The sequence below is a fragment of the Pseudomonas sp. 8209 genome, assembly GCF_028682105.1.
In the GTDB taxonomy this organism is placed as follows: Bacteria; Pseudomonadota; Gammaproteobacteria; order Pseudomonadales; family Pseudomonadaceae; genus Aquipseudomonas; species Aquipseudomonas palmensis.
In genome coordinates this window covers 473,114-496,806 of the sequence record NZ_JANIAH010000003.1, presented here as the reverse complement: position 1 = coordinate 496,806, position 23,693 = coordinate 473,114, and the positions used below count along the sequence as shown (strand labels likewise).

The 23,693-nt window shown below is 67.0% G+C and carries 15 protein-coding genes; 9 read left to right on the top strand and 6 right to left on the bottom strand.

Annotation, left to right across the window (positions count from 1 at the left end):
- Positions 1 to 51: 51 nt before the first annotated feature.
- The gene (locus NP552_RS08985) at positions 52 to 5,001 is read right to left on the bottom strand and encodes an alpha-2-macroglobulin family protein (protein ID WP_274096648.1); all 4,950 of its coding nucleotides are present in this window, start codon (positions 4,999 to 5,001) and stop codon (positions 52 to 54) included.
- 147 nt (positions 5,002 to 5,148) lie between these two features.
- Here NP552_RS08985 and NP552_RS08980 point away from each other — a divergent pair, with 147 nt between their 5' ends.
- Positions 5,149 to 6,489, top strand: coding sequence for an MATE family efflux transporter (locus NP552_RS08980; RefSeq protein WP_274096647.1), 1,341 nt, complete (start codon positions 5,149 to 5,151; stop codon positions 6,487 to 6,489).
- Positions 6,490 to 6,589: 100 nt separating this feature from the next.
- On the opposite strand, the gene speA is transcribed toward NP552_RS08980, so the two are convergent.
- From speA to NP552_RS08960, 4 genes are all read right to left on the bottom strand, one after another.
- Positions 6,590 to 8,503, bottom strand: a complete 1,914-nt coding sequence (speA, locus tag NP552_RS08975; protein WP_043860454.1) for an arginine decarboxylase — start codon at positions 8,501 to 8,503, stop codon at positions 6,590 to 6,592.
- Positions 8,504 to 8,652: 149 nt separating this feature from the next.
- A complete protein-coding gene (locus tag NP552_RS08970) occupies positions 8,653 to 9,024 on the bottom strand; it encodes a translation initiation factor Sui1 (RefSeq protein WP_043860455.1) in 372 nt (123 codons plus the stop codon).
- A gap of 194 nt (positions 9,025 to 9,218) precedes the next feature.
- Entirely contained in the window at positions 9,219 to 9,755 is a 537-nt protein-coding gene (locus tag NP552_RS08965) for an NUDIX hydrolase (protein ID WP_043860456.1), read from the bottom strand.
- Positions 9,755 to 10,828, bottom strand: a complete 1,074-nt coding sequence (locus NP552_RS08960; protein ID WP_043860457.1) for a DUF2333 family protein — start codon at positions 10,826 to 10,828, stop codon at positions 9,755 to 9,757. Before NP552_RS08960 ends, NP552_RS08965 begins: the two co-directional genes overlap by 1 nt.
- 278 nt (positions 10,829 to 11,106) lie before the next feature.
- Here NP552_RS08960 and NP552_RS08955 point away from each other — a divergent pair, with 278 nt between their 5' ends.
- From NP552_RS08955 to accC, 6 genes are all read left to right on the top strand, one after another.
- Positions 11,107 to 12,723, top strand: a complete 1,617-nt coding sequence (locus tag NP552_RS08955) for a response regulator (protein WP_043860458.1) — start codon at positions 11,107 to 11,109, stop codon at positions 12,721 to 12,723.
- 163 nt (positions 12,724 to 12,886) lie between these two features.
- Positions 12,887 to 14,848: a methyl-accepting chemotaxis protein gene (locus NP552_RS08950; protein ID WP_054916139.1), complete on the top strand. Its 1,962-nt coding sequence runs from the start codon at positions 12,887 to 12,889 to the stop codon at positions 14,846 to 14,848.
- Between the two features lie 165 nt (positions 14,849 to 15,013).
- Positions 15,014 to 16,783: a protein-disulfide reductase DsbD gene (locus NP552_RS08945; RefSeq protein WP_258661245.1), complete on the top strand. Its 1,770-nt coding sequence runs from the start codon at positions 15,014 to 15,016 to the stop codon at positions 16,781 to 16,783.
- 172 nt (positions 16,784 to 16,955) lie between these two features.
- Positions 16,956 to 17,408: a type II 3-dehydroquinate dehydratase gene (gene aroQ, locus NP552_RS08940; RefSeq protein ID WP_043860461.1), complete on the top strand. Its 453-nt coding sequence runs from the start codon at positions 16,956 to 16,958 to the stop codon at positions 17,406 to 17,408.
- A gap of 91 nt (positions 17,409 to 17,499) precedes the next feature.
- A complete protein-coding gene (gene accB, locus NP552_RS08935; RefSeq protein ID WP_043860462.1) occupies positions 17,500 to 17,958 on the top strand; it encodes an acetyl-CoA carboxylase biotin carboxyl carrier protein in 459 nt (152 codons plus the stop codon).
- A gap of 17 nt (positions 17,959 to 17,975) precedes the next feature.
- The gene (gene accC, locus NP552_RS08930) at positions 17,976 to 19,331 is read left to right on the top strand and encodes an acetyl-CoA carboxylase biotin carboxylase subunit (protein WP_043860463.1); all 1,356 of its coding nucleotides are present in this window, start codon (positions 17,976 to 17,978) and stop codon (positions 19,329 to 19,331) included.
- A gap of 137 nt (positions 19,332 to 19,468) precedes the next feature.
- Here accC and NP552_RS08925 read toward each other — a convergent pair whose 3' ends face one another.
- Positions 19,469 to 21,334, bottom strand: coding sequence for a sigma-54-dependent Fis family transcriptional regulator (locus NP552_RS08925; protein ID WP_100632887.1), 1,866 nt, complete (start codon positions 21,332 to 21,334; stop codon positions 19,469 to 19,471).
- A gap of 268 nt (positions 21,335 to 21,602) precedes the next feature.
- Here NP552_RS08925 and NP552_RS08920 point away from each other — a divergent pair, with 268 nt between their 5' ends.
- Positions 21,603 to 22,661, top strand: coding sequence for an ATP-NAD kinase family protein (locus tag NP552_RS08920; protein ID WP_274096646.1), 1,059 nt, complete (start codon positions 21,603 to 21,605; stop codon positions 22,659 to 22,661).
- 22 nt (positions 22,662 to 22,683) lie between these two features.
- Positions 22,684 to 23,661, top strand: a complete 978-nt coding sequence (locus NP552_RS08915) for a thiamine pyrophosphate-dependent dehydrogenase E1 component subunit alpha (protein ID WP_043860466.1) — start codon at positions 22,684 to 22,686, stop codon at positions 23,659 to 23,661.
- Positions 23,662 to 23,693 lie beyond the last annotated feature (32 nt).

Below are 23,693 nucleotides of genomic sequence, written 5' to 3'. Positions count from 1 at the left end.
GGGATTACTGCGACCCTTGTGGGAGCGGGCTTGACCCGCGATGGGGCGTGACTAGCGCCCCAGAATCACCATGTCACCCGGGCTCTCGCCCACCGCCTGCCAGTTGGGCCGGTACATCGACTCCACCTGCACCGGCGGCACGCGGTAGGTGCCCGGCGTGACCGCACGGGCCAGGTACAGCAGGTGCGTCACGCCGTACGGGTCGACGTTCATCGCCGCCACGTAGCGGTCATCGCGAAACTCCTGGTGCACCACGTTGGCGTTCTGCATCGCTTCACGCCATTCCTTCACCGCACTGCTGGCGTTGTCCAGGCTGGCCGCACTTTGCGCCAGGTTCTGGTTTTCCAGCTCCAGGCCCGCCGGCAGCAGGTCGACGATCAGCGCGTCCGGCACCCGCTCGTTGGCGCGGATACCAATGTGCACCAGCACCAGGTCGCCACTCTTGAGCGACTTGATGTTCAGTGCCCGGCCATTCATGCCCAGGTACTCGCGGTAGATGCTCATGTTGGTGCCCACCGCACGGGGTGCGAAGCGCGGGTAGCCCGACACGGTCAACTGCTGGTACACGGTCTTGTCGCTGGTGTTGGTCACGGTCAGCGGCGAGGCCAGCAACGGCCCCTCCAGCTTGAGCCCGGCCTGGGTCGGGCCCAGGTCGCGCAGCTCGCCCGCGCTGTCCAGGCGTGCACTCCAGCGGCCTTCAGGCTGCTTGAGCATGCCACGCCCGGCCATGAACAGCGCATTGCGCTCCTGGGTGGACAGGTACGAGCTGCTGGCCATCTTGTCCGACAGCTCGAACAGGCGCTGGTCGAGCTGGTCGGTGGCCAGCTTGTTCTCTTCGAGCAGGGCCAGGATCAGCGCCTCGTCACGTACCGGGCTGCCATAGTCGCTCAGCCACACGTCCTGGCGCTTGACCGCCAGGCCCGCCTGCAGGGCCTGCGCCGAGCGCGGCTTGTCGCCCATCTTGTCCAGTGCGATCGACAGCTGTACCAGCGGCAGGCCCGAGCGTGCATCGGCGCGGCGCTCGAACAGGCTGCGCAGGGCACCCAACGGGGCCTGCTGGGTACGCGCCAGCACCAGCGCCGCATACGCCTGTACTGCGAAGCGGCTGTGCTCGGCGTTGCTGGTGTAGTACGGCTCGATCAGGTTGCGTTCCTGCAGGTAGCGCAGCAGGCGTTCGTTGGCCTTCTTCAGCGCCTCGGGCGGCACCGCATAGCCTTGCTCGCGGGCACGCTGCAGGAAGTCGGTGACGTAGGCGGTCAGCCAGTACTCCTCGCTGTCGTCCGCGCTCCACAGGCCGAAGCTGCCGTTGTAGCGCTGCATGCCGAGCAGGTGCTCGATGCCCATCTCGATCTTGCGCTGGCGCACCTTGGGCTCTTCACCCTTGATGCCCAGGCGCTTGAGCGTCTCGGCATCGGCGTACAGCGACGGGTACAGCCCGCTGGTGGTCTGCTCCAGGCAGCCATAGGGGTAGGCCTCGAGGGCACGGATCTGCTCGGCGATGTTCAGCGGCGGGCGGCTCGACAGCGACAGCATCGCCTCCAGGCCCTGGGGTTCGAACGCGGCCAGGTCCTCGGCGGGCAAGGTCCATGGCTGGTCCTTGAGCGCGGCGCGGTAGTGCCTGAGCTGCGCCGGGTAGGCCGGGCGAATGCCCAGGGTCCACTCGCGGGTGAAGGCGGTGTTCGGTTCGCCCGGCAGCACCAGGCCGCTGACCTGCACCTTGACCTTGCCCTGGCCCAGGCCACCCACGGCCTGCACGCCCAGCAACGAGGTCACGCGCTGGCCGTCACGCAGGCTCAGTGGCTGCTCGGACGGGGTCAGCAGGTTCAACTGGCCCTCGGTGGTCACCTTGACCGTGAACTTCTGCGCCTTGCCCGACAGGTTGGACAGGTCCAGCGCCAGCTCGGTACGGTCGCCGCCGGCCAGAAAACGCGGGGCCGACAGTTCGGCGATCAGCGGCGCGGCGACCACGGTCTTGGCCTCGGCCATGCCGAAGCGCTCGTCGGTCCAGGCCTGGGCCATCACCCGAAGCTCGCCGTTGAAGTCGGGGATGTCCACCGTCGCCTGACCTTCGCCCTTGGCGTCCAGGGTCACCGGGGCGCTCTGCAGGGCCACGATGGTCACGCTGGTGCTGGGACGCTTGCCGCCCTTGGCCATGGCCGCGTCACCGCCGAATGCCAGGCTGGCCAGGCGGCCCTGCCCGGCTTCGATCAGCTGGCCGTAGATATCCAGCTGGTCGGCGCCGTAGGCCTTGCGGCCGAACATGCCGGTGAACGGGTCGGGGGTGGCGTAGCTGGTGATGTTGAGAATGCCCACGTCCACCGCGGCCAGCAGCACCTGCACCTGCTTGGGGATGCTGCCATCGGCATTGCGCGCCTGCACCTTGACGGTGAGCGGCTGCTTGGGACGCATCTTTTCCGGGGCCTTGAGGGTCAGCGCCAGCTTGCGCTCGGCGCGATCCAGCGGCAGGTGCAGCACGCCCACGGCACGTTTTGGCGTGGCATTGGCCTTGCGCTCGCCGGGGCGGATCACCAGGGCACTGACGTACAGGTCGTGGCGGGCCCATTTGGGGTCGAGCTTGACCGCGTAGGTCTTGCCTTCGGCAGGCACGTCGATTTCTTCCCACCACAGCGGGCCGTCATTGCCCTCGACGATCAGGTAGCCCTTGCCGGCAGCCGGCGGGGTCACGGTGATCTGCGCGGTGGCGCCATCGGCGTAGGCCGGCTTGTCCAGCGCCAGCTTGACCTGGTCGGGGCGCACGGCGCCGCCGTCGGTGTTGTCCTGGGCGCGCCAGCCAGCCCAGAAGCGCACGCTGCTGGTCACGCCGGTGCTCGGGTCTTCGACCTCGACACGGTACGGGCCCCATTCCACCGGGAAGCTCAGCTTGGCAGTGCTGCCGGCCTTGATGCTGACCGGCTGCTCGGACTGCAGCAGGAATTTCTCGTTGTAGTTGTAATCCCAACCATCGCTGGAGGAATAGTTCCAGTAGTAGTCGCGGCGCTCCTGAATCAGGCGCAACTTGAGGTTGTCGGCGGCCAGCTTGTGGCCGTCACGGTCGGCCATCAGCAGTTCGAACTCGACCGGGGTGTTGCCGTCGACCTCTTCACCGTCGAACAGCCCACGCAGGCCGGGCATGCGCTCGGCCGGCCAGATCGGCTGCTCCAGGCGCCGGGTGATCGGCCGGCCACCGGACTCCTGCAGGCTGGCCTGCACGCTCAGTTGCAGCGGCGAATGCGCCTCGGACCAGCGGCTTTCGATCTGCAGCGTGGCATCGCCCGACGCGTCCAGGGTGGTTTCGTCCAGTTCCAGGTCGTGGCTCAGGTCTTCCTCGGTGATCGAGCCGAACTGGTAGCCCGGCAAGGCCGGCACCGCTTCGCGCAGCGGGCGCACGTAGGCCTGGCCGCTGAGGCGGTTGCCCGAGGCCGGGGCGCCGTAGAGGTAGCGGCCATTGACATGGATTTCAGCGGTTTCGCCCGGGCTCAGCGGGGTCGCGCTGCCCTTGAGTTCCAGGGCCAGGCGCTCGGGCATGAAGTCTTCGACAAGGAACTCGAACACCTGCTTCTTGCCGCCGCCCAGATCGAACACCAGCTGCCAGCGCCCGGTCGGGGCTTCGCTGGCCAGTTGCAACTGGTACTGGTAGAAGCCATTGGCATCGGCCTCCCACACGAACTTGCGGCTGACCTGTTCATCCGGACGACGCACCTCGACACTGACCGGCTGGGCCTTCACCGGCTTGCCGTCCTGGTCGCGCAGCAGGCCGTTGAGCAGCACGGTTTCACCCGGGCGATAGAGGTCGCGCGGGCCGAACACGAAAAACTGCAGCGGGTTGGCCTGCGGCCCGGTCAGCGCGAATTCGGAGAGGTCGAGCGCGGCGCTGTTCAGGCGCAGCAAGGTGGTGTGCACGCCCTGCTTGGCCAGCAGTACGTCGGCCTTGGGCGGCATCGGCAATTGCGCATGGCCATCGCCGTCGGTCTTGGCCTGGGCCAGCAGCTTGCCTTCGCGGTCGAGCAGTTCGAGGTTGACCCCGTCCAGGGCCTTGCCGCCGTCCAGCGCCTGGGTGAACACGTCCAGGCGGTTGGTGTAGCGATGCGCCGACAGCCCGATGTCACTCAGGGTGAACAGGGTGGCCGGCTGCGAATAGTTGTAGCGGCCCGAGGCGCGCATCACCGCCAGGTACACCCCAGGTTCCTGCAACGGCTTGATCCCGGCAATCGGCAGCAACAGGGTTTCGCGGGTGTTGCGCACCGGGTTCAGGTCGAAGCGGCCGGCATACACCAGGTCGGCCTTGCTCAACAGCTCTTCGGAGTTGTAGTACTCGAGCGAGGTGTTGCGGCCCCAGCTGGCCAGGAAGCTGGACATCGACTCGGGCTTGATGCGGAAGAACTCGACGTCCACCTTGTCGATATTCAGCGCGATCACCGGCAGGCCTTCGGCCAGGCGCGTGGGCAGCAGCGAGCCGCGGCTGGCGAAGCCCACGGTGGGCTGCATGTCGCGGGTTTCGAGGCGGCTGACGTACTCGCTGGGGAGCTTCTTGCCGTTCACCCCGAGCAGGCCGGCATCCACGGTCAGCACCAGCTTGCGCTGCGGCTCCAGGTGGCGCAGGCGCAGCTCCATCTGGTTTTCGCTGAGCTCCCACGCGCCGTCGAGCTTGCCCCGGGTGGTGTCCACCAGGTGCACGCGCTCGGCAAGGTTCTGGTCCTTGTCCAGCGGCACCGAGAAGGTCACCGACAAGGCGCTGGCACCGTCGACCTGCACTTCGGAAACGTCTACCACCGTCAGCTCGCGACCGGCGTAGCGCTCGCCCAGGCTCGCCTGGGTGGGCGCCGGGGTCGCCGCCGGGGCCGGTGCAGCTGCGGGCGCGGCCGGTTCGGCGGGGGCCGGCGCCGGGGCTACCGGGGCGGCCTGTTCCGTTGGCGCGGGGGCCGGGGCCGGTTTATCAGTAGACGAGTCGCAAGCACTGAGCAGCGCCATGGCGCACGCCAGCCACAATCCTTTGTTGAGCATGGAGGGTAACTCTTCCGGTAGCAGGGTCTGAGACGAGCACTATATAGCAAGCTCGCGGGCATCGCTGATCGAGGCGCCCGGCGTGAGACAGCGTTCACCAGTTTTAGTGCCGGGGGCGGCTACAATGCCGGTTCTCAAGGAGCCTGCATGTCCCGACTACTCAGCGACTGGCGCGACCGCCCGACCCACCACAGGGTCTGGGCGCTGGCCGCGCCGATGATTCTTTCCAACATTTCCGTGCCCATGGTGGCGCTGGTGGACAGCGCCGTGATCGGCCACCTGCCCCACGCGCACCAGCTCGGCGCCGTGGCGGTGGGCGCCAGCCTGTATACCTTCCTGGCGTTTCTGATGGGCTTCCTGCGCATGGGCTCCACCGGCTTTGCCGCCCAGGCGGCCGGACGCGCCGACGGCGCCGCGCTGCGCCAGGTGCTGATGCAGGGGCTGCTGCTGGCGTTGCTGTTCGCCGTGCTGCTGGGGGCACTGGCGATTCCCTTCAGCCACCTGGCATTGGGCCTGATGCAACCGAGTGCCGCGCTGCAGGAAAACACCCTGGCGTTCTTCCACACGCGCTTGCTCGGCCTGCCGGCAGCGCTGGCCAGCTTTGCCCTGGTGGGGTGGTTTCTGGGTACGCAGAACGCCCGTGCCCCGCTGGCGATCCTGCTGACCACCAACCTGCTCAACATCGTGCTCAACCTGTGGTTCGTGCTGGGGCTGGACTGGGGTGTGCTGGGCTCGGCGCGGGCGTCGGTGATCGCCGAATGGTCGGCCGCGCTGCTCGGCCTGGCGCTCACGCGCCCGGCCCTGCGCGCCTACCCCGGGCAGGTGGCCTGGGCGCTGCTCAGGCGCTGGCAGAACTGGCGCCCGCTGCTGAGCGTGAACCGCGACATCTTCATTCGCAGCCTGGCGTTGCAGGGGGTGTTCTTCCTGATCACCGTGCAGGGTGCGCGCCTGGGCGAGGCGACGGTGGCGGCCAATGCGCTGCTGCTCAACGGCCTGCTGCTGACCGCGTATGCACTGGACGGCCTGGCGCATGCGGTAGAGGCACTGTGCGGGCATGCGATCGGCGCCGGGGACCGCGGCGCATTGCGCCGTTCGATGACGGTGGCGTGTGGCTGGTCGTTGATCGTCAGCCTGGGGTTTGCCGGGGTGTTCCTGCTGGGCGGGCACTGGTTCATCCAGTTGCAGACGGATATCCCCAGCGTGCGCGAGACGGCGTTCGAGTACCTGCCATACCTGGCGCTGCTGCCACTGGTGGCGGTGTGGAGCTACCTGCTCGACGGGTTGTTCATCGGCGCGACAAGGGCACGGGAGATGCGCAACGGCATGCTGCTGAGCGTGGCGATAGCACTGCCGTTCGCCTATGCGGCCAGCGGGCTGGGCAACCACGGGCTGTGGCTGGGCTTTCTGCTGTTCATGGGGCTGCGGGCGGTGACGCTGGGGGTGATGGGGTGGCGGTTGCAGCGGCGTGACGGGTGGTTTGTGGTGTAAGTGCCGGCCCTATCGCGGGTCAAGCCCGCTCCCACAGGTACTGCATCAGCTTCAAGGATGATGAAAAACCTGTGGGAGCGGGCTTGACCCGCGATTACGGTCAGGAGGACAGGTAGGACGAGCGGGTCAGCCCGAGGCGCAAGGCATCCAGGAACTGGGTACGCTCACGCGCCGTGATCTTCGCGCTGGCGCATTTGTCGCGGTAGTGGGTCATCAGCTCTTCGGGCGACAGGTGCACGTAGCGCAGCATGTCCTCGATGGTGTCGTGGGTCTCGATGCCGGCGTGGTACACGCTGCCGTTGGGGTTCTGGTAGATGTTCACCGAGTCGGTGTCACCGAACAGGTTGTGCATGTCCCCGAGGATTTCCTGGTACGCACCCACCAGGAAGATCCCCAGCAGGTAGTCCTCTCCCTCGTTGATGGCGTGTACCGGCAGGCTGGTCTCGATGCTCTGCTCGTCGACGTACTGGTTGATCTTGCCGTCCGAGTCGCAGGTCAGGTCCTGCAGCACCGCACGGCGCAGCGGCTCTTCGCCCAGGCGATGCAGCGGCAGGATCGGCAGCACCTGGCCGATGGCCCAGGTGTCGGGCAGGCTCTGGAACACCGAGAAGTTGCAGATGTACTTGTCGGCCAGCTTGTCGTTGAGCTCGTCCAGCACCTGGCGGTGCGAGCGCTGGCGCGCCTTGAGCGAGTTGTGCAACCGGCGGCACACGGCAAAGTAGCACTGCTCGGCCAGGGCCTTCTGCGCGAGGGTGATCTTGCCGTCGGCGTATTGCGCGGCCACGTCGCTCATGTAGTGGGTGGCACGCCAGTAGGTCTCGGTGACCATCTCGATGTCGGTCGGGCCCAGCAGGTCGGCCAGCCACTGCACGGTTTCGGGCAGGCTCTGCTTGTCCTCGATCTCGGGTACTTCGTCGTTGTGCTTCTCGACGTCGGTTACCTGCACCACCAGCATCGCGTGGTGCGCGGTCAGCGCGCGGCCGCTCTCGGAGAAGATGTGCGGGTGCGGCAGGCCCTGCGCGTCGCAGAACTCCTTGAGCATGCCCACCACCACGCCGGCGTAGTCGTCCATGTCGTAGTTGATCGAGCTGGCATTGCGCGAGTGGGTGCCGTCGTAGTCCACGCCCAGGCCGCCGCCCACGTCGATGTGGTCCACTGGCAGGCCCAGCGCACGCAGCTCGCCGTAGTAGCGGATGGCTTCCTTGAAGCCGTGCTGGTAGTCCGCCAGGTTGGCGATCTGCGAGCCCATGTGAAAGTGCAGCAGGCGAATGCCCTGGTCCAGGCCGGCATCGCGAAAGCGCTGCACTACCGAAATCAGCTGCGCAGCCGACAGGCCGAACTTGGACTTCTCGCCGCCGGTATCGGCCCACTTGCTCGAAGCCAGCGACGACAGGCGCACGCGCAGGCCGACCTGCGGCTTGACCTTGAGGTCGGCGGCTTCCTCGATCACCAGTGCCACTTCGGATTCTTTCTCGATCACGATGAACACGTTGTGACCCAGTTTCTGCCCCATCAGCGCCAGGCGGATGAACTCGCGGTCCTTGTAGCCGTTGCAGACGATGGTGCCGCCCTTGGGCGCCAGCGCCAGCACCGCCAGCAGCTCGGGCTTGGAGCCGGCCTCAAGGCCGATGGACACGTTCTGCGTGGCGATGATGTTCTCCACCACCGCTTCCTGCTGGTTGACCTTGATCGGGTACAGCGCGGTGTACTGGCTCTGGTACTCCAGGCGCGCGATGTTGGCGTCGAATGCGCCGGTCAGCTGGCGCACGCGGTGTTGCAGGATGTCGGGGAAACGTACCAGCAGCGGCAGCGACAGGCCGCTCTGGCGCAGCTCGTCGACCTGCTCGTACAGGTCGATCGGCGCACTGTCCGGCCCGTTGGGGCGTACTTCGACGCGCCCGGCCTCGTTGATCGCGAAGTAACCCGCGCCCCAATGGCGAATGCCGTAAACACTGCGGCTGTCGGCCACGGTCCATTGGCTGCCATCGTCTTTGCGTGTGCGTCGTACGGACATCGAAGTCCCCTATAAAGAAAGTCGTGAACACCGGCCAGGGCGTGCTGGCCAGTGTAGAAAATGAAGATGACGATTCTCCCTGTTCAGGCATAGACCCCTGCCCAGGGAACGAGTTTAGAAGTGCTGCAGGAAAAACCTCGCAGCGGCCATCAGCCGCCGGACTTTTTCGCCTTGAAGCCTTGCTTGATCAGCTCGGCCAGCAACAACTCGACGTGGTCGCCCTGGATCTCGATGACGCCGTCTTTCAACGCGCCGCCCGTACCACAACGCCGCTTGAGCGTGGTGGCCAGTTCCTTGAGTTGATCCAGGGGGAGCGGTACGCCACTGATGGTGGTCACCGTCTTGCCGCCACGGCCTTTGCTTTCACGACGCACACGGGCAATGCCGTCGCCTTCGGGGATGAGTGTCTGCTTGCAGATGCAGGCATCGACGGGTTTGCTGCAGTCCGGGCAATGCCGGCCTGCATCGGTGGAGAACACCAGGCCACCGAGGGCGGCGAATGATGCGGCTTTCTTGGCCACTTTTGATCCTCTGCGTTGAGGACAAAAACTGGTCGATGCCCCGGGGCGAGGTACCGACCGCGAAGCCCCACTCTGGCAGGGGCAGCGCACCTGCCGCGGCAAGCCGTGGCAGGGTGAAAAGGCCGCGCAGTGTAACCACAATTGCGCCGAATGCTAAGTGCAAAACTGCGCCATTTTGCTTGGCTTTCGCGACGTCAGCCGCGCCGCGCCACGAAACGGTTCAGCGCCGCCAGCGAGTCGGGGCAGTAGGGGGTGCTCAGGCTGTCGTCCAGGGCTGCCTGCAAGGGCATGAAGCGGGCCTGGCTGACCTCCTCGGGCTGCAGGCGCAAAGGCCCGTCCCAGACCGCCGAGAACACAGCGCACCAGAGCCGGTTGCCAGGCTGGTCGAAGAAGAAGCGCTCGTGGAAGCTCAGCGACACGCCGCTCACCCCCAGCTCCTCGGCCAGCTCGCGCGCGGCGCAGCGCTCGTAGCTTTCGTGCTCGTCGACCATGCCGCCGGCGGCCACATCCCAGTAGCCGGGGTAGATCGCCTTGCTCAGGGTACGCTGGTGCACGCACAGCTCGCCGGCACTGTTGAACAGCAGGATGTAGGTGCCCCGCCCGATCAGCCCCTGCTCGCGCAGCTCGGCCCGCGGCTTGGCGCCGAGCAGGTTGTCCTGCTCGTCGACCCAGGCGATGCGCTCGGCATCCGAGGCGGCGCGGTGCGCCGCCTCGCTCTGGCTGAACAGCATCAGCCCTGGGACAGCAGCTGGCGCAGGTCGATCACTGCGGCGTTGGCGCGGGAAATGTAGTTGGCCATCACCAGCGAGTGGTTGGCCCACATGCCGAAGCCGCTGCCGTTGAGTACCATCGGGCTCCACAGCGGCTCCTGCGAGGCTTCCAGCTCACGGATGATCTGGCGCACGCTGACGGTGGCGTTCTTCTTGGCCAGCACGTCGGCGAAGTCGACCTCGATGGCGCGCAGCAGGTGCGACAGCGCCCAGGCCTGGCCACGGGCTTCATAGAACACGTTGTCGATCTGCAGCCACGGCGTCTCGACCACTTCCTCGTCCAGCTGCGGCACCTGGCCCGGCACCACCGATTCGGTCTTGAGGGTGGTGTTGAGCTTGACCCGGCCCACGCTGGCCGACAGGCGCTGGGACAGCGAGCCCAGGCGCGTGGCCACGTCGCCCAGCCAGTTGTTGAGGTTGTCGGCACGGGTGTAGAACAGCGCGCCCTGCTGGTCGGGCGAAGCCAGGCGCTTCTGGTAGCGGTTCAGTGAATTGATGCCTTCCTGGTACTCCGACTCGCTCGACGGCAGGATCCAGCTCTTGTTGTCGAAGTTGAAGCGCGGCTCGGCCTTGGCAAGGTCGGCGTCTTCGGCCGACTGAGACTGCGAACGGGCGAAGTCCTTGCGCAGGGCACGGCTGAGGTCACGTACCTGCACCAGCACGCCATATTCCCAGCTGGGCATGTTGTCCATCCACAGGCCCGGCGGGAAGCGGTCGTTGGAGATGTAGCCGCCTGGCTTGTCGAGCAGGGTGGCAACCACGGTCTTGAGGGTTTCGACGGTGGTGTAGCCGACGACCATCTGCTGGCCGTTGCGCTCGGCGGCGGCCTGGGCGTTCTGCTGCACCGGGAACAGGTCGGGCTCCTGGCTCCAGTACCAGCCCAGGGCGATGGTCACCAGCAGGTACAGACCGATCAGGGTGCCCAGCGCCCGGCTGAACAACAGCCCGCCGAAGTAGCTGCGGGTGCCCGAGCCACGGGCGTCCACCCGCTCGCGTGCCTCGGCTTTGCCTGTACGGTTTTTCCAGTCCAGCATGGCGTTGTCCTTTCTGTCAGGTCGTGTCCAGGGTTCGACCGCGCGGCCCCCGCTTCGTGCCCACGCCGGCCAGCATTGTGTGCCAGCGTGCGCGGCCGGGGCGCCAGCCAAGCCTGCACTATAAATCAAGCGCGCCGCTTCGCATAAGTGACTAACGGGTCAGGAAAGGAATTTAGCGCCACCCCAGTTAATTGATGCAGCACACTCGATTGCCGGAAAAGTGGTGCTAGCATAGAGCCATCACTCGAATTGCCTCACCCCTTACAAGTAGTCAGGACATGACCGAGCCAGAAGACCCGAATCGTGCGCGCCTCAAGCAACACTTTGCCCAGCGGGTCATTCACCAGGCCCGGCAAATTCTCGAGATCTGGCAGCGCCTGCAGCGCAGCGAGTGGACCAGCTGCGACCTGAGCGAGCTGGGCGAGGCCAACCTGCGCCTGCAGCGCTACGCCGAACGCTTCGAGCAGCCCGAGCACAGCCTGCTGGCCGATGCCATCGGCCAGACCCTGGCGGCGGTGGAGGCCAACAGCGCGCGCCTGAGCAGCAGCCTGATCAACGAACTCAACCGCCTGATGCAGCGCCTGTCGCGTACCGGCCTGCGCCAGGGCGACCAGCTCGAGCGCACCCCGCTGCCGCCGCTGCGCAAGCCCATCTACGTGATGCTGCAGGACCACGAGCGCGCCGAGCGCCTGGCCAAGCAGCTGGAGTTCTTCGGCCTGGGGGTCGAACCGCTGTACAGCCCCGAGGCGTTCCAGGCCTCGATGGCCGAGCGCCTGCCGGCGGCGATCGTCATGGATGTCGACTTCGGCGGCCAGGGCCAGGGCCTGCAGCTGGCTGCCCAGGCCCAGCAGGGCCTGGAGCAGCGCGTGCCGCTGCTGTTCTTCAGCCTGCACGAAACCGATACCCCCACCCGGCTTGCCGCGGTACGCGCCGGCGGCCAGGAATTTCTCACCGGTACCCTGGAGGCCTCCAGCCTGCTGGAAAAGGTCGAGCTGCTCACCAGCGTGACCCAGTACGAACCGTTCAAGGTGCTGGTGATCGACGACTCGCGGGCCCAGGCACTGCACACCGAGCGCCTGCTCAACAATGCCGGCATCGTCACCCGCACCCTCACCGATCCGATCCAGACCATGGCCGAGCTGGCCGACTTTCAGCCCGACCTGATCATCCTCGACATGTACATGCCCGCCTGCACCGGCACCGAGCTGGCCAAGGTGATCCGCCACAACGACCGCTATGTGAGCGTGCCGATCATCTACCTGTCGGCCGAGGACGACCTGGACAAGCAGCTCGATGCCATGAGCGAGGGTGGCGACGACTTCCTCACCAAGCCGATCCGTTCGCGCCACCTGATCACCACCGTGCGCAACCGTGCGGCCAGGGCGCGCAACCTCAAGGCGCGCATGGTGCGCGACAGCCTCACCGGGCTGTACAACCACACGCACATCCTGCAACTGCTCGAAGACTGCAGCTTCCGGGCGCGGCGCGAAGACCGCCCGCTGAGCTTTGCCATGCTCGACATCGACCACTTCAAGAAGGTCAACGACAGCCACGGCCACCCCATGGGCGACCGGGTGATCAAGAGCCTGGCGCTGTTTCTCAAGCAGCGCCTGCGCAAGACCGACTTCATCGGCCGTTATGGCGGCGAAGAGTTCGCCATCGTGATGCCCAACACTGACCTGCACGCGGCGCACAAGGTGCTGGACGAGATTCGCCGGCGCTTTGCCGAGATCCACTACCCGGCGCAGCCGCGTGACCTGTCGTGCACCTTCAGTGCCGGGGTGGTGCAACTGAGCGACGGGCTGGATGCGCTGAGCATGGCCACCGCAGCGGACGAGGCGCTGTACCTGGCCAAGGGTGCGGGGCGCAACTGCGTACAGCGGGTCGAGGCCTGAGCCTTTTCGCCAGCAACCCGGCCCCTGTAGGAGCCGGCGTTGCCGGCGACAGGGCCACCATATAGCCACTTTATTTCGCAACACCCCTGCCATCGTCATAACCACGTCATAAAAACGCAATAACTTCAGGCACTTGCCATCCCGCCGTTGGTAGAGCCCGCTCATGCGCCTGAAGTTGCTGACCAATCTGAACACCCTGCTGCTGGTAACCGTGTGCCTGGCCCTGGGGGCGACCCTGTGGTGGTCGCAACGCGCCCTGGAACAGCCCTACCTGTTGATGGAGCGTTACCTGGCGCTGTCCCAGCAGTTCCAGAACCAGGTGGCCCGCAACACCCAGGACTACCTGAACAGTGGCGATGCCCTGCGCCACGCCACCGCGCTGCAGAGCACCCAGGACCTGCAACAGGAACTGGCCCAGCTGCCCGATGAGCTGGCCGCGCAACTGCGCCCCAGCCTCGACACCCTGCAGGCATTTACCGCCAATGAGCTGCTGGCCGCCGGCAAGCTCGCTGGCGACCCCCAGGCCCTGTTGCTGCAGGCCGAACGCGAACTGGGCGCCAACCTCGAACAGCTCGCCCGCTACGCCCACGACAGCGGCCACCCCGAGGCGGCGCATTACCAATCGGCACTGCTGGAAGCCAGCCTGCACCTGGGCCGCCTGTCGCTGGCGCGTGACAAGCTGGTGAGCAGCGGGCGCAGCGAGCTGGCCGACGAGGTGGAGCGCGAACTGCAACTGATCATCACCCAGGCCAAAGCCCTCGACGCCCTGCCATTGCTGGGCGTGACCGCGGCGGTGGAATCCGGCGCCGACGACTTCGCCGCGATGATGGGCCTGCAGAGCGAGGCCACCACCAGCGCCGAAGACGTCGGCGTGGCCCTCAAGCGCGAGCTGGGCAGTTTGCTGGCGCGCTACCCGGCAGAACTGCAGCGCACCCGCGCGCAGATCGAGCGCCGTACCGAACTGGCCACCACCACCCAGGCGCGCATGGCCGCCGTGCAGCAGGCCATCGCCGACCTGGAACCGGGGGTGCGCGCGCAGCATGGGCAGATCCAGGGCGAAGTGCGGGTGATCCAGGGCCTGATGATCGGGTTGATCCTGCTGATCGCCCTGCTCATCGACACCTTGCAGCGGCGCCTGGCGCGGGTGCTGGGCAACCTGGCGCCGGCGCTCTCGCAGTGGGCCGGCGGCGACTTCAGCCAGGCCATTGCGCTGGGGCGCAGCAACCGCGAAATGCACGACATCCAGGATTCGCTCAACCGCCTGCGTGCCTACCTGGTGGACCTGGTGGGCACCATCCGCAGCAACGCCGAGCAGGTGGCCGGCAGCAGCCACGCCCTGGCCGGCATGAGCAGCGCGCTGCACGACGGCGCCGAGCGCCAGGCCGGCGACACCGCGCAGATCCGCGACGCGCTGGGCGAACTGGAGGCCACCATCACCCAGGTGGCCGGCGATGCCAGCCAGGCCGCCGACGCCAGCCGCCACGCGGGGCTGGCGGTGGAACAGGGCCAGGCGGTGATCGGCCAGAGCCTGAGCGGGCTGCGCCTGCTGGTGGACGAGGTGCAGGGCAATGCACAGATGATCGAGGGCCTGGCCCAGGAGTCGGCGACCATTGGCGGCGTGCTCACGGTGATCCGCTCGATTGCCGAACAGACCAACCTGCTGGCCCTGAATGCGGCCATCGAGGCGGCAAGGGCCGGAGAGATGGGCCGCGGCTTTGCCGTGGTGGCCGAGGAGGTGCGTTCGCTGGCCCAGCGCACCACCGGAGCCACCGGCGAGATCCAGACCCTGATCGCGCGCCTGCAGCAGGCGGCACGCGAATCGGTGGAAGGCATGCGCGCGCAGCTGGAGCACGCCGAGGCCACTGCCCAGCAGGCGCAGTCTGCCGATGGAGCGCTGGACGAGATTGTCGCGGCGATCCAGACCATTGCGCAGACCGCCGTACGCATCGCTGACGTGACCGCGCAGCAGAGCGGTGCGGTGAGCGAGATTCGCGACCATAGCGAACGGATCCACGAACTGGGCGCGGACAACCTGGAGCGCATTGGCGAGGGGCGCGAGCAGGGTGAGCATCTGCTGCGCCTGGGCGGGGAGCTGAACACCGCCGTGCAGGCGTTCCGGGTCTGATCCAGGGGACTCTCGCGGGTCAAGCCCGCTCCCACAGGTATGCATCCTGATTGAGCCAGATGCATTGTCTGTGGGAGCGGGCTTGACCCGCGATGGGTTCAACTCGATTGCTCCTGCTCAAACTCCGTTATCATTGCCCCCACGTTCCCCCCAGCGAGACCGCTCATGCGTCGCCTGCTTTGCCTCCTGCTTCTGGTCCTGGCCCTGCCCGCCATGGGCGCCGGGCTGCTCGACAACCGCCCCAGCGCCACCCTCGGCGCACCGGGCCTGAACAACAGCGCCGACTTCCTGCCCGTGCGCGAAGCCTTCAAGCTCAACCTGATCCAGGGCGACGCCCAGGCCATCAAGCTGCGCTTCGTCACCACCGAGGGCTACTACCTCTATCGTCACCGCTTCCAGTTCCGTACCGAACCTGCCGACATCGCCCTGGGCACCGCGCAGCTACCTGCCGGCGAGGCCAAGCACGACGAGTACTTCGGCGACGTCGAGGTGTACCACGGCATCCTCGACATCGACCTGCCACGCACTGCCGACCAGCGCCCCTTCACCCTGGTGGTGAGCTATCAGGGCTGCGCCGACAAGGGCCTGTGCTACCCGCCGGAAACCGAGCGCCTGAGCATCGACGGCGTCGGCGCCCCGTCCACCGCCGCCGCGCCGGCCAGCAGCAATGCCTGGAGCTGGAAGGAAATGCTGCTGTTCTTTCTTGCCGGCGTCGGCCTGACTTTCACCCCTTGCGTGCTGCCGATGCTGCCGATCCTTTCCGGGGTGGTGCTGCGTGGCCAGGTCGGCGGCGGTCGCGGCCTGGCCCTGTCGCTGGCCTACGTGCTGCCGATGGCCGCCTGCTTCGCCCTGCTCGGCGCGCTGATGGGCCTGTTCGGTGCCCAGCTCAATTTGCAGGCACGCCTGCAATCGGCCTGGGTGCTGGTGCCCTTCGCGGCATTCTTCGTGGTATTCGCCCTGGCCATGTTCGGCCTGTTCGAATTGAAGCTGCCGCAGTTCATCAGCAGCCGCCTGGACCGCGTGGCCGGGCAGACCAAGGGCGGCTCGCTGCTGGGCGCCGCCGTACTCGGGGTGGTTTCCAGCCTGCTGGTCTCGCCCTGCGTGTCGGCGCCACTGGCCGGTGCGCTGCTTTATATAAGCGCCAGCGGCGATGCCATCGGCGGGGCGCTGAAACTCTTCGCGCTGGGCCTGGGCATGGGCGCGCCGCTGCTGCTGGTGGCCACCGGCGGTGCGGCCTGGCTGCCCAAAAGCGGGCCGTGGCTGGTCACGGTGAAGAACGCCATCGGCGTGCTGCTGCTGGGCCTGGCCATCGGCCTGCTCAGCCGCGTGCTGCCCGGCCCGCTCACCCTGCTGCTGATCGGTCTGCTGGCAGCCGGCGTGGCGCTGTTCCTCGGCGCCCTGGAATTCGGCGTGAAGACCACCGGCCAGCGCCTGGCGCAGCTGCTCGGCCTGTTGCTGCTGGCCTACGCGCTGGCCTGCTGGTACGGCGCCTTCAGTGGCCAGGCCGACCCGCTGCGGCCACTCCCCGCCCCCGCCAGCACCCCCTCGGCCGCACCGGTCAGCGCCTGGCAGACGGTGAACACCCCCGCCGCCCTGGATGGCCTGCTGGCCGAAGCCAGGGCGGCCGGGCAACCGCTGCTGCTGGACTGGTACGCCGACTGGTGCATCAGTTGCAAGGTGATCGAGCATGACGTGCTCGGCAATCCGGCCGTGCAGGCGCAACTGCAGGGCTACCGCCTGGTACGGTTCGACATCACCCAAAGCAACGCCGAGCAACGCGCGCTGCTGGACCGCTACCAGCTGTTCGGCCCGCCGGGCTTCCTGGTGTTTGCCGCGAACGGCAGCGAAAAAACCGACAGCAGGGTGATAGGCGAGGTAAAAGCCGGCGAATTTGCCGAACACCTGGCGCGCATTCGCAGCGAAGTGGGTCTATAACTGCTGGGGCCGCTTGAAAAGCGCCACGGATGACCGAAATTGGCAAGATAGTCATAAATTTCGCGCGAATCTCGGTCATCGTGCTGGCTATTGCAGGTAACTGGACAGTGCTCGGCAGTTTGCGGCATAGTCGCCGCGCTACGTTTTTGCCCGACAATAAAAGGAACCGCAGATGGCAACGCTACTGGTGCTGCATGGCCCCAACCTGAACCTGCTAGGCACCCGCGAACCGGGCGTCTACGGGGCCGTGACCCTGGCCCAGATCAACCAGGACCTGGAGCAGCGTGCACGCGCCGCCGGCCACCATCTGCAATACCTGCAAAGCAATGCCGAGTACGAACTGATCGATCGCATCCACGCCGCACGCAACGAAGGGGTGGACTTCATCCTGATCAATCCGGCGGCTTTCACGCACACAAGCGTCGCATTACGTGACGCATTGCTGGCGGTGAGCATCCCATTCATCGAAGTGCATCTGTCCAACGTGCACAAGCGCGAGCCGTTTCGCCACCACTCCTACTTTTCAGACGTCGCCGTAGGGGTGATCTGCGGCCTGGGCGCCACCGGCTATCGCCTGGCCCTGGAGTCCGCCCTGGAACACCTGGCAGCGCACGCCAAACCCTGAATAACCGAAGCCTGGCCGCAGGCCGGGCCGTGTACGAACGTTAACATTCACGTTTATACGACCCTGACCGACCCTTGGGAGTTGATGATTAATGGATATCCGTAAAGTCAAGAAACTGATCGAACTGCTGGAAGAGTCTGGCATCGACGAGCTGGAGATCAAGGAAGGCGAAGAGTCCGTCCGTATCAGCCGCCACAGCAAGACCCCGGCCCAGCAGTACTACGCGCCAGCCCCGATGGCTGCCGCACCGGCCGCCGCCCCTGTGGCCGCCGCTGCCCCGGCTGCCGCCGAAGCGCCAGCCGCGCCGAAGCTCAACGGCACCGTGGCCCGCTCGCCAATGGTCGGTACCTTCTACCGCAAAGCCTCGCCTACCTCGCCTGCCTTCGTCGAAGTCGGCCAGACCGTGAAGAAAGGCGACACCCTGTGCATCGTCGAAGCCATGAAAATGATGAACCACATCGAAGCTGAAACCAGCGGTGTGATCGAATCCATTCTGGTAGAAGACGGCCAGCCGGTTGAGTACGACCAGCCGCTGTTCACCATCGTTTGAACCGCGGAGAACCAACGATGCCAGCCAAGTTGGAAAAAGTCCTGATCGCCAACCGCGGGGAAATTGCCCTGCGGATCCTGCGCGCCTGCAAAGAGATGGGCATCAAGACCGTCGCCGTGCACTCCACCGCCGACCGCGAGCTGATGCACCTGGGCCTGGCCGACGAATCGGTATGCATTGGCCCGGCTTCGGCCACCCACTCCTACCTGCACATCCCGGCGATCATCGCAGCCGCTGAAGTGACCGGCGCCACCGCCATTCACCCAGGCTACGGTTTCCTCGCGGAAAACGCCGATTTCGCCGAGCAGGTCGAGAACTCCGGCTTCGCCTTCATCGGTCCCAAGGCCGACACCATCCGCCTGATGGGCGACAAGGTGTCGGCCAAGGACGCGATGATCAAGGCCGGCGTACCGACCGTTCCGGGTTCCGACGGCCCGCTGCCGGAAGACGAGGAAGAAGCCCTGCGCATCGGCCGTGAAGTCGGCTACCCGGTGATCATCAAGGCCGCCGGTGGCGGTGGTGGTCGCGGCATGCGCGTGGTGCACAAGGAAGAGGACCTGATCGCCTCGGCCAAGCTGACCCGCAGCGAAGCCGGCGCCGCCTTCGGCAACCCGATGGTGTACCTGGAGAAGTTCCTGACCAACCCGCGTCACGTGGAAGTCCAGGTACTGTCCGACGGCCAGGGCAACGCCGTGCACCTGGGTGACCGCGACTGCTCGCTGCAGCGCCGCCACCAGAAGGTGCTGGAAGAAGCGCCAGCCCCGGGTATCGACGAAAAGGCCCGCCAGGAAGTCTTCGCCCGCTGCGTCAAGGCGTGCATCGACATCGGCTACCGTGGTGCCGGCACCTTCGAGTTCCTCTACGAGAACGGCGCGTTCTACTTCATCGAAATGAACACCCGTGTTCAGGTGGAGCACCCGGTTTCGGAGATGGTCACCGGTATCGACATCGTCAAGGAGATGCTCAGCATCGCCGCTGGCAACAAGCTGTCGTTCACCCAGGATGACGTGGTGATTCGCGGTCACTCGCTGGAGTGCCGGATCAACGCCGAAGACCCGAAGAAGTTCATTCCGAGCCCGGGTACCGTCAAGCATTTCCACGCACCGGGCGGCAACGGCGTTCGCGTCGACTCGCACCTGTACAGTGGCTATGCGGTACCGCCGAACTACGACTCGCTGATCGGCAAGCTGATCACCTACGGCAAGGACCGTGACGAAGCCATGGCGCGCATGCGCAATGCGCTGGACGAGATCGTCGTCGACGGCATCAAGACCAACATCCCGCTGCACCGCGAGCTGGTGCGCGATGAAGGTTTCTGCAAAGGTGGCGTGAACATTCACTACCTGGAACACAAGCTCGCCAACGACGAGTGATGCAGGTGTGATGTGAAAAAGACCCCGGCCTGGTGCCGGGGTCTTTTTTTTGTGTTGCCTTCTTCGCCGGCAAGGCCGGCTCCTACAGGGGAACGTCGAATCTGTAGGAGCCGGCCTTGCCGGCGAAGGCGCGCCGCCTAATGCTGCCCCATGCGCGGCATCTCGATGCCATGCGCATGCACCCGCCGGTACAAGGTGGCCCGCGAAATACCCAGCGCCTTGGCCGCCTCCCCCGGTTTCCAGCGATGGCGTACCAGCGCCTCCAGCAGCACCTGGCGCTGCGGGCTCATGCTGGCCTGCACCTGGCCCTGCACCTGCGCCCCGCGCACATCCGCCGGCAGGTCCTGCAACTGCAGCGTGCCACCGGCGCACACCGCGCAGGCGTAACGCAGCACCTGGCGCAACTGGCGCAGGTTACCCGGCCAGCGATACCCCAGCAGGCACTCCAGCGCTGCCTCGCTCAAGCCCACGTCCACCCCGCAACCGGCCGCCTCCTCGGCCAGCAAGCGGTTGATCAAGGCCAGCCGGTCACTGCGCTCGCGCAGCGGCGGCAGCTCGAAGCGCGCATTGGCCAGGCGAAAGTACAGGTCTTCGCGAAAGCGCCCGTCGGCCACCCGCGCCGCCAGGTCGCGGTGCGTGGCGCAGATCACCTGGATATCCACACGCTCGCGCCTGGCCGCACCCAGCGGCGCCACCTCGCCTTCGGCCAGCACCCGCAGCAGGCGGGTCTGCAAGGCCAGCGGCATGTCGCCGATCTCGTCGAGAAACAGCGTGCCGCCATCGGCCTGCTGCAGCAGCCCGCGCATGCCCTTGCTGGAGGCCCCGGTAAACGCCCCGGCCACATAGCCGAACAGCTCGCTCTCGATCAGGCTCTCGGGAATCGCCGCGCAGTTGAGCGCCACGAACGGCTTGCCGGCCCGCGCGCTGCGTTCATGCAGCTGGCGCGCGAACACCTCCTTGCCCGCACCGGTCTCGCCCACCACCAGCACCGCCAGGTTGCAGTTCTTGACCCGCACCGCCAGGCGCAGGCTTTCCTCCACCCGTGCATCCACCCCGCCCGGCACCGGCACCACCCGCGCCGGACGCTGTGGCGAGCTGACCCGCACATGCAGCGCATCGCCATCGGCGCTCCAGCTCAGGCGCTGGGCCGACTCGTCGGTCACCGCGCGCAACTGGTCCAGGTCGAACAGCTGGCCGATATGCGCCGGCAGCTCGCCGTAGCGCGAGAGCAATGCCGAGCGCGCCAGGCTGTTGAGCGCCTGCAGGCGTCCGTCGGCATCCCAGGCCAGCAGAAAGTCCGGCTGGCTGTCCACATACCCCGGCGCGCTGTGCGCCCGCAGCACCCAATGCGCCTGGGCGTTGTGCATGAAAAACGCGTTCTCGATCTCCCGCGCGGTCTGCACCACCAGTTGGCGGATCAGGTGCTGGCTGCGCCGGTCGTCCGGCGACTGCAGTGCCGACACGTCGACCACCCCCAGCAGCTTGCCCTGCGGGTCGAACACCGGCGCCGCCGAGCAGGTCAGGCCGATGAACGCGGCGCGAAAGTGATCGCGCTTGTGCACCGTGACCGGCACCTGGCTGGTCAGTACCGCCGCCACTCCGCAGGTGCCCTCCTCGCCTTCCGACCAGCAGGTGCCCAGGTACAGACCGGCCTTGCGGCAGTCGTTGCGCAGCGCGGCGTCGACGCGGTAGTCGATGGTGCGACCCTGCGCGTCGGTCAGCAGCACGCAGTAGTCGGCCCCGCGCACCCGCTCGTGCAGGCGCGCCACCGCATCGCTGGCAATGCGCATGAACAGCTCGGCGCGTTCGCGGCATTCGTTGAGCAGGGTTTGCGACAGGATGCGCGGCCCTTGCTGCGAGGAAGGGTCGAGGCGGTGCTGCTCCATCGAGCGGCGCCAGGAATCGAGGATCAACGGCGGTACCGGCGCCTGGGGCTGGCGGTCGGCATTCTTGAGCACACGGCTGACACAGTCGACGTGGGCTCTGGAGTTCGCGGCAAGCATGGGGCCTCCGGTTCTCGTGTTCTTGTCGTTATGCGGCCCATTAAGCGCCGTTTGCCAGGCCCCGACAAGCACCGCCTGGGCAAGCGGCGCCGTGAGACGCAGCGTCTCGGTGTCTCGCCGCTGCGCTGCCCGCACTGCAACGCAGCGTCTTGCCGACACCCCGCGAGTACGCCCCTGCAATGCTGCACAAAGGCTCTGGGTCAAGCCTTTCACCCAACCTGGCACCACCCTTGCTCCAGCCCTGGTACACAAGAACCAGAGGTGCGCCATGAGCCATCCCGCCCCCACCGTGGGCATCATCGTCAACCCGGCCTCGGGCCGCGACCTGCGCAGGCTTACCGCCAGCGCCGGCCTGTACTCCAGCACCGACAAGGCCTCGGCCGTGCAACGCCTGCTGGCCGCCTTCGCCGCCACCGGCATCCGGCGCGTGCTGCTGCCGCCGGACATGACCGGCATCGCCGCCGCCGTGCTCAAGGCCAGCAACGGCCCGCAGGCCGCCGGCCAGCGCTGGCCGCAACTGGACATCCTCGACATGCCGCTGCGCCAGACCGTGGAGGACACCCGCCTGGCCGCGCGCCAGATGCTCGCCCGCGGGGTCGCACTGATCGCCGTGCTCGGCGGCGACGGCACCCATAAGGCGGTGGCCGCCGAGGTCGGCGACATTCCGCTGCTGACCCTTTCCACCGGTACCAACAACGCCTTCCCCGAATTGCGCGAGGCCACCAGCGCCGGGCTGGCCGGCGGGCTGTTCGCCGCCGGGCGCATCCCGGCCCAGGTGGGCCTGCGCCGCAACAAGCGCCTGCTGGTGCGCGACCCGGCGCGGGAGCTGTGCGAATGGGCGCTGGTGGAAGTCGCGGTGTCGCCGCAGCGCTTCATCGGCGCCCGCGCCCTGAGCCGCGCCGAAGACCTTGCCGAAGTCTTCGCCACCTTCGCCGAACCCCATGCCATCGGCCTCTCGGCGCTGTGCGGGCTGTGGTGCCCGGTGTCGCGCCACGCCGCCGAAGGCGCCTGGGTACGTCTTAACGGCCAGGCCGAACAGGCGCTGCTGGCGCCGCTGGCCCCTGGCCTGGTGCAAGGCTGCGGCATCACCGCCGCCGGCCCGCTGGCACCGGGCGTCGCCTACTCCCTGAGCCTGTCCAGCGGCACCCTGGCGCTGGACGGCGAGCGCGAGATCGAGTTCAGCGAGCACGACCGTCCCACCGTCACCCTCGACGCCCACGGCCCCCTGAGCATCGACGTGGAGGCCGTACTGGCCTTCGCCGCCCGCCATCGCCTGCTGGCGGTAGGCCGCGAACACCCGCGACACCCTGCGCACCCTCAGTGCTGAGACAACCCTGGAGAACAACAAGATGTCCACTCACCTGAACACCGAGCAACTTCTGCATGCCTACCGGGTCATGCGCACCATCCGCGCCTTCGAAGAGCGCCTGCACATCGAGTTCGCCACCGGCGAGATCCCAGGCTTCGTGCACCTGTATGCCGGCGAAGAGGCGTCGGCCGCCGGGGTCATGGCGCACCTGCGCGACAGCGACTGCATCGCCTCCAACCACCGCGGCCATGGCCACTGCATCGCCAAGGGCGTGGACGTGCACGGCATGATGGCCGAGATCTACGGCAAGAAGACCGGCGTGTGCGGCGGCAAGGGCGGCTCGATGCATATCGCCGACCTGGAAAAGGGCATGCTCGGCGCCAACGGCATCGTCGGCGCCGGCGCGCCCCTGGTGGCCGGCGCTGCCCTGGCGGCCAAGCTCAAGGGCACCGATGACGTGGCCGTGGTGTTCTTCGGCGACGGCGGCTCCAACGAGGGTGCGGTGTTCGAGGCCATGAACCTGGCCGCGATCATGAACCTGCCGTGCATCTTCGTGGCCGAGAACAACGGCTACGCCGAGGCCACCGCCTCCAACTGGTCGGTGGCGTGCGACCACATCGCCGACCGCGCCGCCGGCTTCGGCATGCCCGGGGTGACCATCGACGGCTACGACTTCTTTGCCGTGCACGAGGCGGCCGGCGCCGCCATCGAGCGTGCCCGCAGCGGTCAGGGCCCGTCGCTGGTGGAGGTCAAGCTGACCCGCTACTACGGCCACTTCGAAGGCGACGCGCAAACCTACCGCGCCCCGGACGAGGTGAAGAACCTGCGCGAAACCCGCGACTGCCTGATGCAGTTCCGCCAGCGCACCACCCGCGCCGGGCTGCTCGGCGACGCCCAGCTGGACCTGGTGGATGCCCAGGTCGAGGACCTGATCGAAGACGCCGTGCGCCGCGCCAAGTCCGACCCCAAGCCCCAGCCTGCCGACCTGCTCAGCGACGTGTACGTCGCCTACCCCTGAGCACGCTGCCCTTACAACAAGAACAATCGGAG

Bases quoted from the DNA above. Each gene is read 5' to 3' on its own strand.
- aroQ (WP_043860461.1), top strand. From the start codon at position 16,956: ATGGCAACGCTACTGGTGCTGCATGGCCCCAACCTGAACCTGCTAGGC.
- accC (WP_043860463.1), top strand. From the start codon at position 17,976: ATGCCAGCCAAGTTGGAAAAAGTCCTGATCGCCAACCGCGGGGAAATT.
- NP552_RS08980 (WP_274096647.1), top strand. From the start codon at position 5,149: ATGTCCCGACTACTCAGCGACTGGCGCGACCGCCCGACCCACCACAGG.
- NP552_RS08950 (WP_054916139.1), top strand. From the start codon at position 12,887: ATGCGCCTGAAGTTGCTGACCAATCTGAACACCCTGCTGCTGGTAACC.
- NP552_RS08985 (WP_274096648.1), bottom strand. From the start codon at position 5,001: ATGCTCAACAAAGGATTGTGGCTGGCGTGCGCCATGGCGCTGCTCAGT.
- NP552_RS08955 (WP_043860458.1), top strand. From the start codon at position 11,107: ATGACCGAGCCAGAAGACCCGAATCGTGCGCGCCTCAAGCAACACTTT.
- NP552_RS08945 (WP_258661245.1), top strand. From the start codon at position 15,014: ATGCGTCGCCTGCTTTGCCTCCTGCTTCTGGTCCTGGCCCTGCCCGCC.
- NP552_RS08915 (WP_043860466.1), top strand. From the start codon at position 22,684: ATGTCCACTCACCTGAACACCGAGCAACTTCTGCATGCCTACCGGGTC.
- NP552_RS08925 (WP_100632887.1), bottom strand. From the start codon at position 21,334: ATGCTTGCCGCGAACTCCAGAGCCCACGTCGACTGTGTCAGCCGTGTG.
- NP552_RS08920 (WP_274096646.1), top strand. From the start codon at position 21,603: ATGAGCCATCCCGCCCCCACCGTGGGCATCATCGTCAACCCGGCCTCG.
- speA (WP_043860454.1), bottom strand. From the start codon at position 8,503: ATGTCCGTACGACGCACACGCAAAGACGATGGCAGCCAATGGACCGTG.
- NP552_RS08960 (WP_043860457.1), bottom strand. From the start codon at position 10,828: ATGCTGGACTGGAAAAACCGTACAGGCAAAGCCGAGGCACGCGAGCGG.
- NP552_RS08965 (WP_043860456.1), bottom strand. From the start codon at position 9,755: ATGCTGTTCAGCCAGAGCGAGGCGGCGCACCGCGCCGCCTCGGATGCC.
- accB (WP_043860462.1), top strand. From the start codon at position 17,500: ATGGATATCCGTAAAGTCAAGAAACTGATCGAACTGCTGGAAGAGTCT.